General features: G+C 65.0%; 20 protein-coding genes. 10 read left to right on the forward strand and 10 right to left on the reverse strand.

The features are described 5' to 3' along the window. The first annotated feature begins 301 nt into the window (after nt 1-301). From dapD to EOA33_RS08145, 4 genes are all read left to right on the forward strand, one after another. A complete protein-coding gene (gene dapD / locus EOA33_RS08130) occupies nt 302-1,156 on the forward strand; it encodes a 2,3,4,5-tetrahydropyridine-2,6-dicarboxylate N-succinyltransferase (RefSeq protein WP_126057195.1) in 855 nt (284 codons plus the stop codon). Nucleotides 1,157-1,228: 72 nt separating this feature from the next. Continuing rightward, nucleotides 1,229-1,591 carry a DUF805 domain-containing protein gene (locus EOA33_RS08135; protein ID WP_126057196.1) on the forward strand — a complete coding sequence of 121 codons (363 nt, stop codon included), beginning with the start codon at nt 1,229-1,231 and terminating at the stop codon, nt 1,589-1,591. Beyond that, nucleotides 1,584-1,961, forward strand: a complete 378-nt coding sequence (locus EOA33_RS08140) for a DUF805 domain-containing protein (protein WP_245455291.1) — start codon at nt 1,584-1,586, stop codon at nt 1,959-1,961. The genes EOA33_RS08135 and EOA33_RS08140 overlap by 8 nt, the downstream gene beginning before the upstream one ends. A 15-nt stretch (nt 1,962-1,976) precedes the next feature. Continuing rightward, nucleotides 1,977-2,678, forward strand: a complete 702-nt coding sequence (locus EOA33_RS08145) for a hypothetical protein (protein WP_126057198.1) — start codon at nt 1,977-1,979, stop codon at nt 2,676-2,678. On the opposite strand, the gene EOA33_RS08150 is transcribed toward EOA33_RS08145, so the two are convergent. Further along, on the reverse strand, nt 2,653-3,684 hold the full coding sequence (locus EOA33_RS08150; RefSeq protein WP_126057199.1) for a 2-dehydropantoate 2-reductase: 1,032 nt from the start codon (nt 3,682-3,684) through the stop codon (nt 2,653-2,655). The two genes, EOA33_RS08145 and EOA33_RS08150, sit on opposite strands and share 26 nt — an antisense overlap. 116 nt (nt 3,685-3,800) lie before the next feature. On the opposite strand from EOA33_RS08150, the gene dapE reads away from it, so the two are divergent. Further along, entirely contained in the window at nt 3,801-5,006 is a 1,206-nt protein-coding gene (gene dapE, locus EOA33_RS08155) for a succinyl-diaminopimelate desuccinylase (protein ID WP_126057200.1), read from the forward strand. After that, entirely contained in the window at nt 4,993-5,598 is a 606-nt protein-coding gene (locus EOA33_RS08160) for a transporter (RefSeq protein ID WP_126057201.1), read from the forward strand. The genes dapE and EOA33_RS08160 overlap by 14 nt, the downstream gene beginning before the upstream one ends. On the opposite strand, the gene truA is transcribed toward EOA33_RS08160, so the two are convergent. The 6 genes from truA to def form a co-directional block, all read right to left on the reverse strand. Further along, a complete protein-coding gene (gene truA, locus EOA33_RS08165; RefSeq protein WP_126057202.1) occupies nt 5,595-6,350 on the reverse strand; it encodes a tRNA pseudouridine(38-40) synthase TruA in 756 nt (251 codons plus the stop codon). The genes EOA33_RS08160 and truA overlap by 4 nt on opposite strands. Before the next feature lie 19 nt (nt 6,351-6,369). Then, nucleotides 6,370-6,876: an N-acetyltransferase gene (locus EOA33_RS08170; RefSeq protein WP_126057203.1), complete on the reverse strand. Its 507-nt coding sequence runs from the start codon at nt 6,874-6,876 to the stop codon at nt 6,370-6,372. Then, nucleotides 6,873-7,808 (reverse strand): methionyl-tRNA formyltransferase, encoded by a 936-nt coding sequence (fmt, locus tag EOA33_RS08175; protein ID WP_126057204.1) that lies wholly within the window; start codon nt 7,806-7,808, stop codon nt 6,873-6,875. The genes EOA33_RS08170 and fmt overlap by 4 nt, the downstream gene beginning before the upstream one ends. 30 nt (nt 7,809-7,838) lie before the next feature. Further along, nucleotides 7,839-8,264 (reverse strand): type II toxin-antitoxin system VapC family toxin, encoded by a 426-nt coding sequence (locus EOA33_RS08180; protein ID WP_126057205.1) that lies wholly within the window; start codon nt 8,262-8,264, stop codon nt 7,839-7,841. Continuing rightward, entirely contained in the window at nt 8,261-8,542 is a 282-nt protein-coding gene (locus EOA33_RS08185; RefSeq protein ID WP_126057206.1) for a plasmid stabilization protein, read from the reverse strand. Before EOA33_RS08185 ends, EOA33_RS08180 begins: the two co-directional genes overlap by 4 nt. A gap of 65 nt (nt 8,543-8,607) precedes the next feature. Next, entirely contained in the window at nt 8,608-9,138 is a 531-nt protein-coding gene (gene def, locus EOA33_RS08190; protein WP_126057207.1) for a peptide deformylase, read from the reverse strand. Nucleotides 9,139-9,241: 103 nt separating this feature from the next. Here def and EOA33_RS08195 point away from each other — a divergent pair, with 103 nt between their 5' ends. Next, on the forward strand, nt 9,242-10,489 hold the full coding sequence (locus tag EOA33_RS08195; protein WP_127400093.1) for a DNA recombination protein RmuC: 1,248 nt from the start codon (nt 9,242-9,244) through the stop codon (nt 10,487-10,489). 7 nt (nt 10,490-10,496) lie between these two features. On the opposite strand, the gene EOA33_RS08200 is transcribed toward EOA33_RS08195, so the two are convergent. Continuing rightward, nucleotides 10,497-10,901, reverse strand: a complete 405-nt coding sequence (locus EOA33_RS08200; protein WP_126057209.1) for a GFA family protein — start codon at nt 10,899-10,901, stop codon at nt 10,497-10,499. Between the two features lie 64 nt (nt 10,902-10,965). After that, nucleotides 10,966-11,931, reverse strand: a complete 966-nt coding sequence (locus EOA33_RS08205; RefSeq protein ID WP_126057210.1) for a cation diffusion facilitator family transporter — start codon at nt 11,929-11,931, stop codon at nt 10,966-10,968. A 36-nt stretch (nt 11,932-11,967) separates the two neighbouring features. Between EOA33_RS08205 and EOA33_RS38915 the strand changes: the two genes are divergently transcribed. Both EOA33_RS38915 and sugE read left to right on the forward strand, forming a co-directional pair. Continuing rightward, nucleotides 11,968-12,333, forward strand: coding sequence for a hypothetical protein (locus EOA33_RS38915; protein WP_189347582.1), 366 nt, complete (start codon nt 11,968-11,970; stop codon nt 12,331-12,333). A 228-nt stretch (nt 12,334-12,561) separates the two neighbouring features. Next, on the forward strand, nt 12,562-12,876 hold the full coding sequence (sugE, locus tag EOA33_RS08215; protein ID WP_126057211.1) for a quaternary ammonium compound efflux SMR transporter SugE: 315 nt from the start codon (nt 12,562-12,564) through the stop codon (nt 12,874-12,876). A gap of 73 nt (nt 12,877-12,949) precedes the next feature. On the opposite strand, the gene EOA33_RS08220 is transcribed toward sugE, so the two are convergent. Beyond that, a complete protein-coding gene (locus EOA33_RS08220) occupies nt 12,950-13,378 on the reverse strand; it encodes a DUF6481 family protein (RefSeq protein ID WP_127405400.1) in 429 nt (142 codons plus the stop codon). Nucleotides 13,379-13,616: 238 nt separating this feature from the next. On the opposite strand from EOA33_RS08220, the gene EOA33_RS08225 reads away from it, so the two are divergent. Beyond that, the coding region (locus EOA33_RS08225) for an LLM class flavin-dependent oxidoreductase (RefSeq protein WP_145989090.1) at nt 13,617-14,561 on the forward strand (945 nt) is incomplete at its 3' end.

The raw sequence follows: 14,561 nt of genomic DNA on the forward strand, positions 1-14,561 counted from the left end.
CTCCAGATCCTCATCCGAATGCGGCAGCGGCGTCCATCCCGCCTTTTCCATGGGAGTCATCAAATCCACCCGTCCATTTTCTCCACTTGCGCCGTCCCGTGACGCAGTCGCGATTGACCCCTATCCGACCTTCACATAAGCAGGTTCCGCAAAAGTGTCCCGCGGTTTTGCGACAAGAACCTGCGATAGGCAAAGACTGAGGCAGGCAATTTCGCGAAGCGAACGAAGCCTGCTTGGGTCGGCGCGACTTTGAAACAGGTTAAGGCGCTGTCCCTTAACAGCTTGGTAACGGAGCGAATTGATGTCAAAGCCCGATCTGGCGAGCCTCGAAAAGACCATCGAGAAGGCTTTTGACGAGCGCGACGCGATTTCGACCGCGACCCGCGGCGAGACGCGCGATGCCATCGAGGCGGCGCTCGACCTGCTCGACCGCGGCGCTGCCCGCGTCGCCGAGCGCCAGGCCGACGGCAAGTGGCATGTCAACCAGTGGCTGAAGAAGGCGGTGCTGCTTTCCTTCCGGCTGAACCCGATGGAGATCATCAAGGGCGGTCCGGGCCAGGCGGTGTGGTGGGACAAGGTGCCGTCGAAGTTCGACGGCTGGAGCGCGGTCGATTTCGAGAAGGCCGGCTTCCGCGCCGTGCCGTCGTCGATCGTGCGCCGCTCGGCCTACGTCGCGCCGGGCGCCGTGCTGATGCCGTCCTTCGTCAATGTCGGCGCCTATGTCGATTCGGGCACCATGGTCGACACCTGGGTCGGGGTCGGCTCCTGCGCCCAGATCGGCAAGAACGTGCATCTGTCGGGCGGCGTCGGCATCGGCGGCGTGCTGGAGCCGATGCAGGCCGGTCCGACCATCATCGAGGACAATTGCTTCATCGGCGCGCGCTCGGAAGTGGTCGAGGGCTGTATCGTGCGCGAGGGCTCGGTGCTCGGCATGGGCGTGTTCATCGGCCAGTCGACCAAGATCGTCGACCGCGCCACCGGCGAGGTCTTCTATGGCGAAGTGCCGGCCAATTCGGTTGTCGTCGCCGGCTCGATGCCGGGTAAGCCGCTGCCCAACGGCGAACCCGGCCCAAGCCTCTACTGCGCAGTCATCGTCAAGCGGGTCGACGCCAAGACCCGCTCCAAGACCTCGATCAACGAACTGCTTCGCGATTGATCTTTTCGGGAAACGGACGCACCCTCCGCCGGCGCGACAATCCGTCGCGCTGGTTCAACACGGAGGGGCGTCATGGACTGGAAGTATCTTCTGACAAGCTTCGAGGGTCGCATCAACCGCGCCAAGTTCTGGGCTGGCATCGGTGTATTCATTGTCATCGCCATCATTGCCTTCATTCTCGACGCGATCCTCGGCACGCGTTTCACTACGGCCAGCGGCGGCCAGATCGGCATCATCGGCGTCCTCGTCTCGCTGGCGTCGATCTATTTCGCGATTGCCCTCTATGCCAAACGCTGGCACGACCGTAACAAGTCGGGCTGGTGGACGCTGATCGGCCTTATACCTATCATCGGCGGCATCTGGTTGCTGGTCGAACTCGGCATCCTTGAAGGCACCAGGGGCGCCAATCAGTATGGACCGGATCCGCTTGCCTGAAAAATCCGACCTTACCTGGCTTTTCTTCAAAACCTCGGGCCGCGTCAGCCGCGCGGCCTATTTTCTCGGCGGATTGCTGGTCGCCATCGTCCAGGCATTTCCTCTGTATCGCTTCACGCTGGTGCCAGAAGGCTCGCCCGAGAGCAACATGTGGTCGTTCATCTTCTTCATCGCCTTCATCGGCTCGCTATGGTCGAACATCGTTCTGGCGGTGAAGCGGCTGCACGATCTCGACAAGCCCGGGATCGCGGCGCTGGTGCTGTTCGTGCCGGTCGTCTCGATCGTCGCCTTCCTCGTGCTTTGCCTGTTTCCGGGGCAGCCCGGCCCCAACCGCTATGGCAGGCGCACCAACGCGCCAGCCGATTCCTGAGCGACGATCCTCGCCATGCGCTACCGCACGCTTGATCCGAAGCTGATCATCGAGACCGCCGAGCGGCTGGAGGAGCGCGTCGCCGAGCGGTTTCCCGATGCCGGCCTGCGCGGCGTCGCCGCCGAGCTGGTGTCGCTGTCGCGCGACCTGGCAAAGGGCGCCAAGGCGCTGGAAGCGCCGCTCTGGTGGCTGCGCGGCCTCATCGCCGCCGCCGTCATTGCCGGTGCGCTGGTGTTCGTCTTCGTCGGCACCATCCTGCCGCTCGACCGGCTTTCGCGGACCAGCGACGCCCTGCAGTCGGTGCAAGGCATCGAAGCCTCGCTCAACATGATCATCCTCGCCGTGATCGGCTTCTTGGCGCTGATCAGAACCGAGGAGCGCATCAAGCGCAAGCAGGTGTTTCGCCAGCTGCACGGCCTGCGTTCGCTGATCCATGTCATCGACATGCACCAGCTGACCAAGGACCCGGCGACGCTGTCGGCGAATTTCAAGCCGACCTCGCATTCGCCGGCCCGCATCACCAATGCCGCCGACCTCGCCCGCTACCTCGACTATTGCTCGGAGATGCTGTCGATCACCGGCAAGATCGCGGCGCTGTTCGCCCAGTCCGTCAATGACGCCGTGGTCATCGACGGCGTCAACGACGTCGAGAACCTGGCGTCCAACCTGTCGCGCAAGATCTGGCAGAAAATCACCCTGATCGACGATCAGGTGTGACCGCTTCCGGAGGCAGCCGGGGCGAGCCGCGCTTTTGCTGCTCGGCCTCGCGCACCAGGGCCGCGACCCGTGCCGTCAAGGGTGTCGGAACGCCCGCCTTTTCGGCGAGAGCGAGCACCGCGCCTTGCAATTCGCCGATCTCCGTCGGCCGTCCACGCTGCAGATCGTCCCACATGGACGAGCGCGCCTCGGGGTCGATGGCCAGCATGCGCCGCGCCAGCCGCCGGAACAGCCAGTCGGGCAGTTTGAGCGCCCAGGGCAGCAGCGCCGGGCGCAGGCCGGCAATGCGCGCCGGCCGAATTCGGCAAGCCTTCAACGTCGCCAGCGCCTCATCGATCTGGACGGCCAGGATCAGCCGCCAGCGGCGGTCGGCCAACTCGGTTGCCAACGGCAGTCCGGACAGCGCCACCAAAGCGTTGTTGAGGTTCATCAGCAGCTTGCCCCACAGCACCGCCGTCATGTCGGCATGCGTTTCGACCGCGAGCCCCTCGACATCGAGAAGGTCGGCAAGGCCCGCCACGCCGTCCTCGAGCATCACCTTGCCCTCGCTGGCGCGATGCACGTGAAACGGCGCCTCATCCGGGGACTGCACGACATTGAACGGCACCATGCCGGCAAGCACCCGTCGCCCGGCAAGCCTTGCCCGCAGTTTCTCGGCATTGTCGACGCCGTTCTGCAGGCTGACCACCACCGCTTCCGGGCTGGCATGCGCCGCAACGAGCGCCGCCATCTCCTCGGTGGCGCCGCTCTTGACCGTCACCAGGACGATGTCTGCGCCGCCCAGGGCCTCAGCCGGATCGGCGGTGACGGAAAGCGCCGCGGGCGCGATGCGGCGGTCGCGGCAATCGAGGTCGCTGACCCGCAAGCCATCCTTGCGCAACGCCGCCTCGACGCGCGGGCGCGCCAGCAAAGCCACCTTGCGTCCGGCAAGCGCAAGGCAGCCGCCGACATAGCAGCCGATACTGCCGGCGCCGGCAATGGCGATGGTCTTTTCTTCCCTGGCCATGCGATAGTCTCACCTTGGTCTGCGACTATACGACGTGAAAACCATAATGTCGGCGCCATGGCCGGCCATGACGTCTGGTCGTGACAGGCCTTTCGCTTTCGATTATCGCTTTGTCCATGAAATTGCCCACCGACCCCGCCGCAAATCTTGCCGCCCTGATCCGCTGCCCCTCGGTGACGCCCGCCGAAGGCGGCGCGCTCGCCGCGCTTGAGACAATGCTGAAGCCGCTCGGCTTCGCCGTCGAGCGTCCGGTGTTCTCGGAAGACGGCACGCCGGACATCGAGAACCTTTATGCAAGGCGCTCCGGCAACGGACCGCATCTGATGTTCGCCGGCCATACCGACGTCGTGCCGGTTGGCGACGCGGCGGCCTGGACGCACCCGCCCTTCGCCGCCGAGGTCGCCAATGGCGAAATGTATGGCCGCGGCGCCGTCGACATGAAGGGCGGCATCGCCTGCTTCATCGCCGCGGTGGCGCGCCATGTCGAGAAGGCGGGCGGGCCGAAGGGCTCGGTCTCGCTGCTGATCACCGGCGACGAAGAGGGGCCGGCGATCAACGGCACGGTGAAGCTGCTCGAATGGGCGGCGGGCAAAGGCGAGAAATGGGATGCCGCGATCGTCGGCGAGCCGACCAATCCGGACACGCTCGGCGACATGATCAAGATCGGCCGGCGCGGCTCAATCTCCGGCAGCGTGACCGTCAACGGGCGCCAGGGCCACGCCGCCTATCCGCAGCTTGCAGACAATCCGGTGCGCGGGCTGGTCAGCCTGGTCGACGCCTTGCTCCATCCGGTGTTCGACAAGGGGACGAAGGATTTCCAGCCGACCAATCTGGAGGTCACCTCGATCGACGTCGGCAATCCGGCCACCAACGTCATCCCGGCCAAGGCGACGGCCACCTTCAACATCCGCTTCAACGACACGTGGACGGCCGAGACCATCCAGGCCGAGATCCACAACCGCCTCGACCAGGCGGCCGGGCGCAAGAAGTACCGGCCAGGCAAGAAGGCCCCGGTCGACTACGAGCTCGTCTGGCGCAACCGGCCGAGCCACGTCTTCCTGACCCGCGACGAGCGGCTGATCGACACGCTGAGCAGTTCGGTCAAGGCGACGGTCGGCAGGAAGCCGGCGCTCTCCACCTCCGGCGGCACGTCGGACGCACGCTTCATCAAGGACTATTGCCCGGTGGTCGAGTTCGGACTGGTCGGCCAGACCATGCATATGGTCGACGAACGCGTCGCGCTTGCCGACCTCGAGACGCTGACCGGGATCTATCAGCGCTTCATCGAAGACTGGTTCGGGCAGGACCGTGCTGTCGGCTGACGAAACCTACGCGTCGCTGGCCGGCGCCTGGCGGCTGATGCTCGGCAAGGTCGACGGGCTGCGCCTGCTCGACCTGTCGGCGGACGGCTTCTGGAATTCCTTCTTCGCCATCGTCGTGGCGGCGCCGGCGCTGATCGTCGGCTGGGTCGGCATCGCCAACGAGATCGGCGATCCGAACGCCTTCGCCGGACGCTTCAGCATGCTGCTCAGGCTGGCGACGGTCGACATTGGCTCCTGGGTGCTGCCGCTGGTCGGCCTGGCGCTGGTCGCGCCGCGCGTCGGCATCGGCGGCCGGTTCGTCCACTATGTCGTCGCCAGCAACTGGGCGTCGGCGATCATCGCCTGGCTGATGCTGCCGTCGGCGCTGATCCGGCTTTTCCTGCCCTCGACCAACGAGGTCCCGGGGTTGGTGTCGCTGCTCCTGTTCGCAGTCTCGATGATACTGACCTGGCGCATGACCAATGCCGTGATCGGCAGGGGGGCCGCCGTCGGCACCGCGGTCTTCGCCGGCATGTTCGTGGCCTCGCTGGTCGTGCTGTTCGGGCTGCAGGCGCTGCTCGGCATCACCATACCCACCAGGGTAGAGGGCTAGGATCCTTCCGGATAGTCGACGCCAATGAGGAACAGGCCGTCGGGCGGCGCCACCTGGCCGCAGGCGGCGCGGTCTTGCGCGTCGAGCGCCGCCTTGAGATCGGCAGCGGTCCATGAGCCGTCGCCGACGCGCCTCAGTGAGCCAACCATCGAGCGCACCTGGTTGTGCAGGAAGGAGCGCGCGGAGGTTCGCACCTCGATCAGGTCGCCGGAGCGGCTGACATCCAGCCGGTCGAGCGTGCGAACCGGGCTTTCGGCCTGGCACTGTGTCGAGCGGAAGGTGGTGAAGTCATGGCGGCCGAGCAGAACTTTCGCCGCGTCGTGCATGGCCTCGGCGTCGAGCCGTTTCGGCACCCACCAGACCTTGCCCTTTTCCAGCGCCGCCGGCGCACGGCGGTTGAGGATGCGGTAGAGGTAGTGCCGGCCGGTGGCGGAGAAGCGGGCGTCGAAATCGTCGGCAACGATACCCGCCTCCAAGACGGCGATGCGCGCGCCAGCCGCCTGCAGATGGGCGTTGACGGCGTCGCGCACCTTGTCGCCCGACCAGGCCCTGGCGAGGTCAACATGCGCCACCTGGGCGGTGGCATGCACGCCGGCATCAGTGCGGCCTGCGGCGCGCAGCCTGACCTGCTCGCCGCAGAATTTCTCGATCGCCAGTTCGATCGCCTGCTGCACCGAAGGCTGATCCGCCTGGTGCTGCCAGCCGGCGAATTGGCTGCCGTCATATTCGATATCGAGGCGAAAACGCGGCATGGAGGCCTTTGCTTGCCGCCTAGGCGGCAAGCGCGGTGAAGGCCGAAGCGTAGACCAGCTTGCCGCCCTCGGGTGCAGCGCCCCAGGCCAGTGCCTGCAGCGCCTCGCCCTGATACTCGCTCTCGAATTTTTCGGCGCGCGCATGGCTGTAGCCGAAGCGACCGTAGTAGGCAGGGTCGCCGAGCACCACGGCAAGCCGCTCGTCGGCTTCCTTGAGGCGGACATGCGCCTCGCGGATCAGGGCGCCGCCGATACCGGTGCCATGGAAGGACGGCTCGACCGCCAGCGGCGCCAGCGCCACCGCGGCAAACTGCCTGCCGCCGTTCTGCACAAAAAGCCTGGAGAACAGGATATGGCCGACCACCTGGCCGTCCTCTTCCGCCACCAGTTCGACGACGGCATCGCCGCCGGTGACCAGCGCGTCGACCAGGCCGGCCTCCGCCTGCTGGCCGAAGGCATGCTCTTCGACGAGGCGGATCGCCTCGCGATCCCGCGGCGTCGCCGCGCGTATCGACATCATGCTCATGAGAGTTTCGTTCCTTTTCCGATCTTGGCCCCGCGCAAAAACTCCTGCGCGGCGGCGGGCTTTCCGCCCGCCCGTTGAACTTCGACCAGCCGGACCGAGCCTGACCCGCAGGCGACCGTCAGCCGGTCATCGAGAATTCCTCCCGACTCGCCGACGCCATCCGAGAGCGTCGAACGAAGCAGTTTCAGCCGCTCCATGCGGCCGCCAATTTCGACCTCGCACCACGCGCCCGGAAAGGGCGAGAGGCCGCGAATGTGATTGTGGACTTCGCCGGCAGGCCGCGTCCAATCTACGCGTGTCTCCGATTTATCGATCTTTCGGGCGTAGGTCACCCCCGCTGTCGCCTGTTGGGTAAATGTCAGACAATTTATCCCCAACTGCGCGAGCGCTTCGGCCATCAGCGAAGCGCCTATCGCCATGAGGCGGTCATGCAGTTCGCCGGCGGTCATATCGGGTTCGATGGCGCATTTTTCAAGCAACGCCACCGGGCCGGTGTCCAGACCTTCTTCCATGCGCATCACCATCATGCCGGTTTCGGCATCGCCGGCCATGATGGCGCGCTGGATGGGAGCGGCACCGCGCCAGCGCGGCAGAAGCGAGGCATGACCGTTCAGGCAGCCGAGCCGGGGCGCGTCCAAAATGGCTTTCGGCAGCAGCAATCCATAGGCCACGACCACCGCAACATCGGCCCGCAAATCGGCAAAAGCCCGCTGCTCGGCCTCGCCCTTGAGCGAGGCCGGGGTGCGCACCTCTATGCCCAGCCGCTCTGCCTCGCGCTGCGCCGGCGACGGCGTCAACTCAAGCCCGCGCCGGCCGGCGGCGCGTGGCGGCTGGGTGTAGACGGCGACGATCTCGTGACCCGCTTCGGCAATCGCGCGCAGCGTCGGCACGGAAAATTCCGGCGTGCCCATGAAGATGACGCGAAGCGACATTTTGTCGTGCAATCCTATTTTCGTGCTGGCTTAGGCGCCCACTTCAAAAGGGTTTACAAGCTTCAGGTCAAGCCCGTCGAAATCGCGCACGTCGCGCGTTGCGAGCGTGGCGTCGTGGGCCAGACATATGGCGGCAATCATGGCGTCAGAGAGGCTGATGGGACGCCCCACTGCCTCCCGTGCAGCACGCAGCTTCCCAGCAAGCGCAGGGATCGAACCGGAGAAATCGACGACACGGCCGTCAAACTGCTGCGAAATCAATTGGTCGAGTTGACGAACATAGCGTTCCGACCCGGTCCTGTTCAAAACCCGTTCCGCGCCGAAGAACAGTTCCATTACAACCGGGCCGCATAGATGGAGTGCAAGCAGATCCTGTCTGCGAAACCACCCGACCACATTCTCGTCGGGCTTAGGCTTGCTGGTCTCGGAAATGACGTTGGTGTCGAGGACGATCACTCGAAATCCTCTGGCGGGCGGCCGAAGTCTCGTTTCCGCTCCGCTTCGATTTCATCCATGGTTTCGACAAATTCGTCGCTGGCTTCGGCGTCGAACACCGAGCGAATGGAATCCCACGCCGAAAGACCGGGCGCCGACCGGGCTTCCTTCTCAGCGATGATGCCCTTGCGCAGGAGATCGATGGCCTTGCCCGACAGGCTTTGGCCGCCGATGCGGGCCGCCTGCTCGATTTCACGTTTCAAAGGTTCGGGAATACCCCTGATCAGCATGTCACCCATCAGCGTGCCTCAGATTGATATCAATGATATCAATATCTGCACCCAGACTCAAGAAACGGTACCCCCTAGCCCACCAGCTTGCCCGGCGCCTTGTCCCTGGCGAGCTTCCTGAATTTCTTCACGACCATGTCGCGCTTCAGCTTCGAGATGTGGTCGATGAACAGCACGCCGTTGAGATGGTCGATCTCATGCTGCAGGCAGGTCGCCATCAACCCTTCGGCCTGCATCTCCTGCAGCTTGCCGTCGCGGTCGAGATACTTCACCCGCACCGCGGCGGGACGCTCGACCTCGGCATAGTAATCCGGAATCGACAGGCAGCCTTCCTCATAGACGGAACGCTGGTCGGAGCTTTCGAGGATTTCCGGATTGATGAAGACATGTGGCGCCGGCGTCTCGTCCTCCTTGGCAAGGTCGATGACCAGCATGCGCAGCGGCTCGCCGATCTGGATGGCCGCCAGGCCGATGCCCGGCGCGTCATACATGGTGTCCAGCATGTCGCCAGCCAGCTTGCGCAAGGGCGCGTCGACGCGCTCGACCGGTTTGGACACCTGGCGCAGGACGGGATCAGGTAGAATGACAAGTGGCTTGATCGACATGGCGTCTCACCTAAGACGTCATGCGAAAAGCGTCAACCGGGGCAGCTTTGACCTGTTCACGTTTTGATCTGTGCCGGGGGGCCGAATCATCTATGCTGCCCTTATGAACGACCTGAGCTCCATCCTTTCCGAACCCGTGGCCCGGCTCGGCGCCAGCACGCTCACGCTCGGCCATATGCTGGCCTTCGGAGCGATCCTGTTCCTCGGCCTCTTCGTTGCGCTGGTCATCGCGCTGTGGCGCTCGGCCAAGGCACGCACGATCGCCGCGGCGGAGGCCGCCGACCATGCACGCGACGCCGAGGCGCGGATGGCTGGCATCCTGCAGGCCCAGGCCGAGATGCAGGGGCGCATGGGTGCTATCGCCGAAGTGTTCGGGGCGCGGCAGGCCGAGCTCACCCAGTCGATCGGCCAGCGTCTCGACGCCATGACCGGCCGCATCGGCCAGACCATGACCGAGCAGACCAAATCGACGCATGAGAGCCTGGCCAAGCTGCAGGAACGGCTGGCGGTGATCGATACCGCGCAAGGCAACATCCAGTCGCTCGCCGGCCAGGTCGTGCAGCTGCAGGCGATCCTCTCCAACAAGCAGACGCGCGGCGCCTTCGGCCAGTCGCGCATGGAGACGATCGTCGCCGATGGCCTGCCGCATGGTGCCTATGAATTCCAGGCGACCTTGTCGAACGGCAGCCGGCCGGACTGCCTGGTGCGTATGCCGAACGGCGCACCGTCGCTCGCCATCGACGCCAAATTCCCGCTGGAGGCCTGGAACGCCATCCGCGCCGCCGAAGGCGCGGAGATGCAGAAGACCGCGGCGCAGGCCTTCCGGCGCGATATCGAGGTGCATATCCGCGATATCGCCGACAAATACCTGCTCCAGGGCGAAACGCAGGACACCGCCTTCATGTTCGTGCCCTCGGAATCGGTATTCGCCGAGATTCACGAGAATTTCGAGGCGGTGGTGCAGAAGGCGCACCGGGCCCGCGTCGTCATCGTCTCGCCGTCGCTGTTGATGCTGTCGATCCAGGTCATCCAGGCAATCCTGAAGGATGCCCGCATGCGCGAGCAGGCGCATCTGATCCAGGGCGAGGTGATCCGGCTGATGGAGGATGTGGGGCGTGTCGACGAGCGGGTACGCCGGCTGCAGACGCATTTTACCCAGTCGGCCAAGGACATCGACGACATTCTGGTCTCGACGTCTAAAGTGACCAAGCGCGGCCAGAAGATCGAGGCGCTGGAGTTTGGCGAAGGCGAAGCGGAGGCGCCGCGCGGCGGCAGGGTCGAGGCCGGCGCCAGAGTGGCGGATTCCAAGACCGGCCAGTTGAGGCTGAGGGTTGTCGAGGACGGCGACTGAGGCGGCGCTACTGCTCCTCGATGGTCGTCATGCCCTGGAATTCCGGCAACCATTGCAGTGCGGAGCGGTGCCAGACCTGCTTTCTCGGAATCAGTTCCTCGCGCTGACGCGACGTACCGGCCCTGATGCCATAAATCTTCGGCCCATCGCCGACCGAGGTCGCATAGAGATGGGAGCCGCAGTCGCCGCAAAAGCCCTGCGCGCGCTTGGCGCCAGAGGATCCGGTCTTGATGTAGACCTTCGGCGAGCCGCTGGTGATCCGATAGTTGCTTTCCGGGGCTGGAACCGTCACGCGGAAGGCTGTGCCAGTCAATTGCTGGCAGTCCGTGCAGTGGCAGATCGAGGTCTTTTCGGGGTCGACCTCGGCTTCGTAGGTGATGGCGCCGCAATGGCACCCGCCGTCGATTTTCATCCTAGCTTCTCCCTGGATAGTCTTGGAGATTCTAGCGCGGCAACCGGACCATGCAATGACTTGGCTAAATCGGCTGGTCGCCGGACGCGGCGTCGATCAGCTTGCGGCGTTGCTCCCACGTTCCGGTCGTCTGCGGCTTGACGAACAGCCGCGTGATCTCCGGCATCTCGGTTTTCAGCCGCGCCTCCAGCCGCTCGACGCAGACTTCGATCTCGGGCGCCGTCAGATGGTCCTCGAACTCGACGCTCAGGCCGGCGACGATCTCTTGCGGTCCCATATGGACGGTGACAACGCCGTTCGCCCGCCGCACCGCTGGATCCTGCTGCACGATGGCCAGCACCCTCTTCTGCACCTCCGGCAATGCCGGCTCGCCTATGAGCAAGCCCTTGCTCTCGCGCGCCAGGAAGATCGCGGTCGAGCCGAGGATCAGCGCGATGCCGATCGAGGCGGCGCCGTCGAGCTCGGGCATGGCAAAGACTTCCGCCGCCAATATGCCGGCAAAGGCGACGACCAGGCCGAGCAGCGCCGCGCTGTCCTCGAACAGCACCGTATAGACGCTTGGATCCTTGCTGAGCCGCACCGCCTCGAACCAGCCCAGCCTGCCCTTCTCACGGCGGAACGCCATCAGCGCCACATACCAGGAACTGCCCTCGAACAGGAAGGAAAGGCCGAGCACGACATAGTTGACCATGACATTGGCGACCGGCTCCGGCGCCATGATGTGCACCACGCCTTCGTAGAACGACACGCCGGCGCCAAGCGCGAAGACGAGGAGGGCGACGATGAAGCTCCAGAAATAGAGCTCGCGGCCATGGCCGAGCGGATGGCTGCGATCGGGCGGGCGGGCGGCGCGATGCATGCCGTAGAGCAGCAGCCCGCCATTGCCGGTGTCGACCAGCGAATGCACGCCTTCCGAAAGCATCGCCGAACTGCCGGTGAAGGCCGCGGCGGCGAATTTGGTCAACGCGATCGCCAGATTACCGGCAAGCGCCGCGTAGATGACCTTTTTCGATCCGCCATGCCCAGCCATGCCGCGCTGTCCCGGTTGACGCCTGGAGCTTAATGCATGTGGCCCAAAACTGCGCAGCGGTTTTGGGGAGAGCATCAAGACAAAGACTTAAAGCGCGACGCCCGATTCCGTTTCGTCGTGGTGCGCATTAACGCTCGGCCGTCGAAGGTCCACAGGCGATTCACCGGCGAAAACCGGTTGACAGCGGCTAGGCCGCCACGCGCGTCCGACAATGTCCTCTTGCAGTCCGGCTTTTCTCTTGTTTCACTTCATCGCCCACAATCGGAGGAACGAATCATGGCTAAAGGTGCGATGAAGGCGGGCAAGGAAGCCCGTAAGCCGAAGAAGGACGCGAAGAAGCCCGCCGCGGCCCCGGCCCTTAAGGCGCCGCCGGTGAAGGCGACGCGGCTCAAGGACAAATAGGCCTCGGCTGATCCGTCACGGCGCGGATTTACAACCGGCGGCATGGATCATGCTGCCGGTGTTTTGTTGATTGGGCCGAGGACTGCCTATATCAGTGTGGCGAGGACGACCTCGCTTCTCTCCCAAAACCCGGCCGGGACGACCCGTGCTCCCAGTGCTGCTCCGCGCGTCGGCACAGTTGGACCGCAACGCGCCTTGTGGGCAGCACGCAGCGAATGGAGCGTCCCGATGTCGTGGATTTACCTGTTTTTCGCCGGCCTGTTCGAGATCGGCTGGGCGATCGGCCTGAAATACACTGACGGTTTCTCTAAGCTGGTGCCGACGGTGCTGACCGTCGCCTCGATGATCGTCAGCCTCGGCCTGCTCGGCCTGGCGCTGAAGGCGCTGCCCGTCGGCACCGCCTATGCGGTGTGGACCGGCATCGGCACCGTCGGCACCGCGCTGCTCGGCATCTGGCTGCTCGGCGAGCCGGCGACCGTGGTTCGGCTCGCCTGCATCGGCCTCATCGTCTGCGGCATCGTCGGCTTGAAGCTGGTGGCCTGACGTTTGCCGCACGGCAAACGCGTTCGGGGCCGCCCTTGGCGACCCTGAACCTGCTCTTCGAACGAAACCGCTGTTAGCGGGCCGAGAAGCCCGGAGGCGTCCGGCCGACACGCGCCTTGCGCGCGGCATAGCGCGCATCGCGCTTGGCCTTGCGTTCGGCCTCGTCGGCGAGCAAGCGGGAAATGCGCTCGTTCTCTTCGGCTTCCCGGATCTTGGCCTCCGCCGCAGCCGCCTCTTCGGCGGCAATGCGCGCTGCCTCGGCAGCTGCCTCGCGCGCGGCCTTCTCAGCCGCTTCGCGGGCCAGCTTTTCCTGCTTCAGCCTGGCCTTTTCGGCTTCGCGTATCGCGCGCGCCTCAAGGATTGCCTTGCGTTCGGCTTGTCGCGCCAGCACTGCAGGATCGTCCGCCGCCGGCTTTGACTTGAAGCGCTCCAGAAGCGCCTTCTTTGCCTCGTTCGCGGCATTGCGCCGCACGAAAATGTCTTTTTCCCTGTAGATAGCCAAGTCCACTTCCCTGAAGTCAATTCGCGACGCTTACATACGCGCGAAAACCGATAGTTCAAGCGCCAAAACGGTATGCCAGCCATGAAATTCTGGGCTGTTGCAACTGGGAGACGTCACAATCCCGCGCGAAAACCGACATGCAGTGTTCACAGTCCGCGCCTCTGGCGGCGCGGCGGGCGGGTAGCTATCTCCAGCGCGACGCACAAACATCGAAACAAAGTCATCAGGATGGCACGGCATGGAACTCGGTCTCTACACTTTCGCTGACGTCAGCCCGGAACCCGGGCCGGGCGCCATCGGCCCGCATGAGCGGTTGCGCAATCTGATCGAGGAGATCGAACTGGCCGACCAGGTCGGCCTCGACGTGTTCGGACTGGGCGAGCACCACCGCCCCGACTACGCCGCCTCGGCGCCGGTCGTGGCGCTTGCCGCAGCGGCCGAGCGCACCAGGCGCATCAAGCTGACCAGCGCTGTCACCGTGCTCTCCTCCGACGATCCGGTGCGCGTCTTCCAGCAGTTCGCGACGCTCGACCTGCTGTCCGGCGGCCGCGCCGAGATCATGGCCGGACGCGGCTCCTTCATCGAATCCTTCCCGCTGTTCGGCTTCAACCTCGAAGACTATGACGAGCTGTTCGCCGAGAAGCTCGACCTGCTGCTCGCCATCCGCGATCACGTCAAGGTGACGTGGCAAGGACGCCTGCGCGCGCCGATCAACGGCCGTGGCGTCTATCCGCGCCCCTTCCAGGAGAAACTGCCGGTCTGGATCGCCATCGGTGGCACCCCGCAGTCCGCCGCCCGCGCGGGCGCGCTCGGCCTGCCGCTGGCGCTCGCCATCATCGGCGGCGAGCCGGCGCGCTTTGCGCCGCTGTTCGAGGTCTATCGTCAGGCCGCCAGACGGGCCGGCAACGATCCGGCAAGCCTCGCCACCAGCCTCAACGTGCACGGCTTCATCGCCGAAACCACCGAGCAGGCGGCGGACGATTTCTACGCGCCGCAAGCCGAGGTGATGAACCGCATCGGCCGCGAGCGCGGCTGGGGTCCGACCTCGCGGGCGCATTTCGACCAGTCGCGCGGGCCGAACGGCGCCTTGTTCGTCGGCAATCCCGAACAGGTGGCGGAGAAAATCGTCGCCCAGCACCGGATCTTCAACAATGACCGCTTCCTGCTGCAGATGGCGATCGGC

Origin of the sequence: Mesorhizobium sp. M4A.F.Ca.ET.050.02.1.1 (assembly GCF_003997725.1) — a bacterium.
GTDB lineage: Bacteria > Pseudomonadota > Alphaproteobacteria > Rhizobiales > Rhizobiaceae > Mesorhizobium.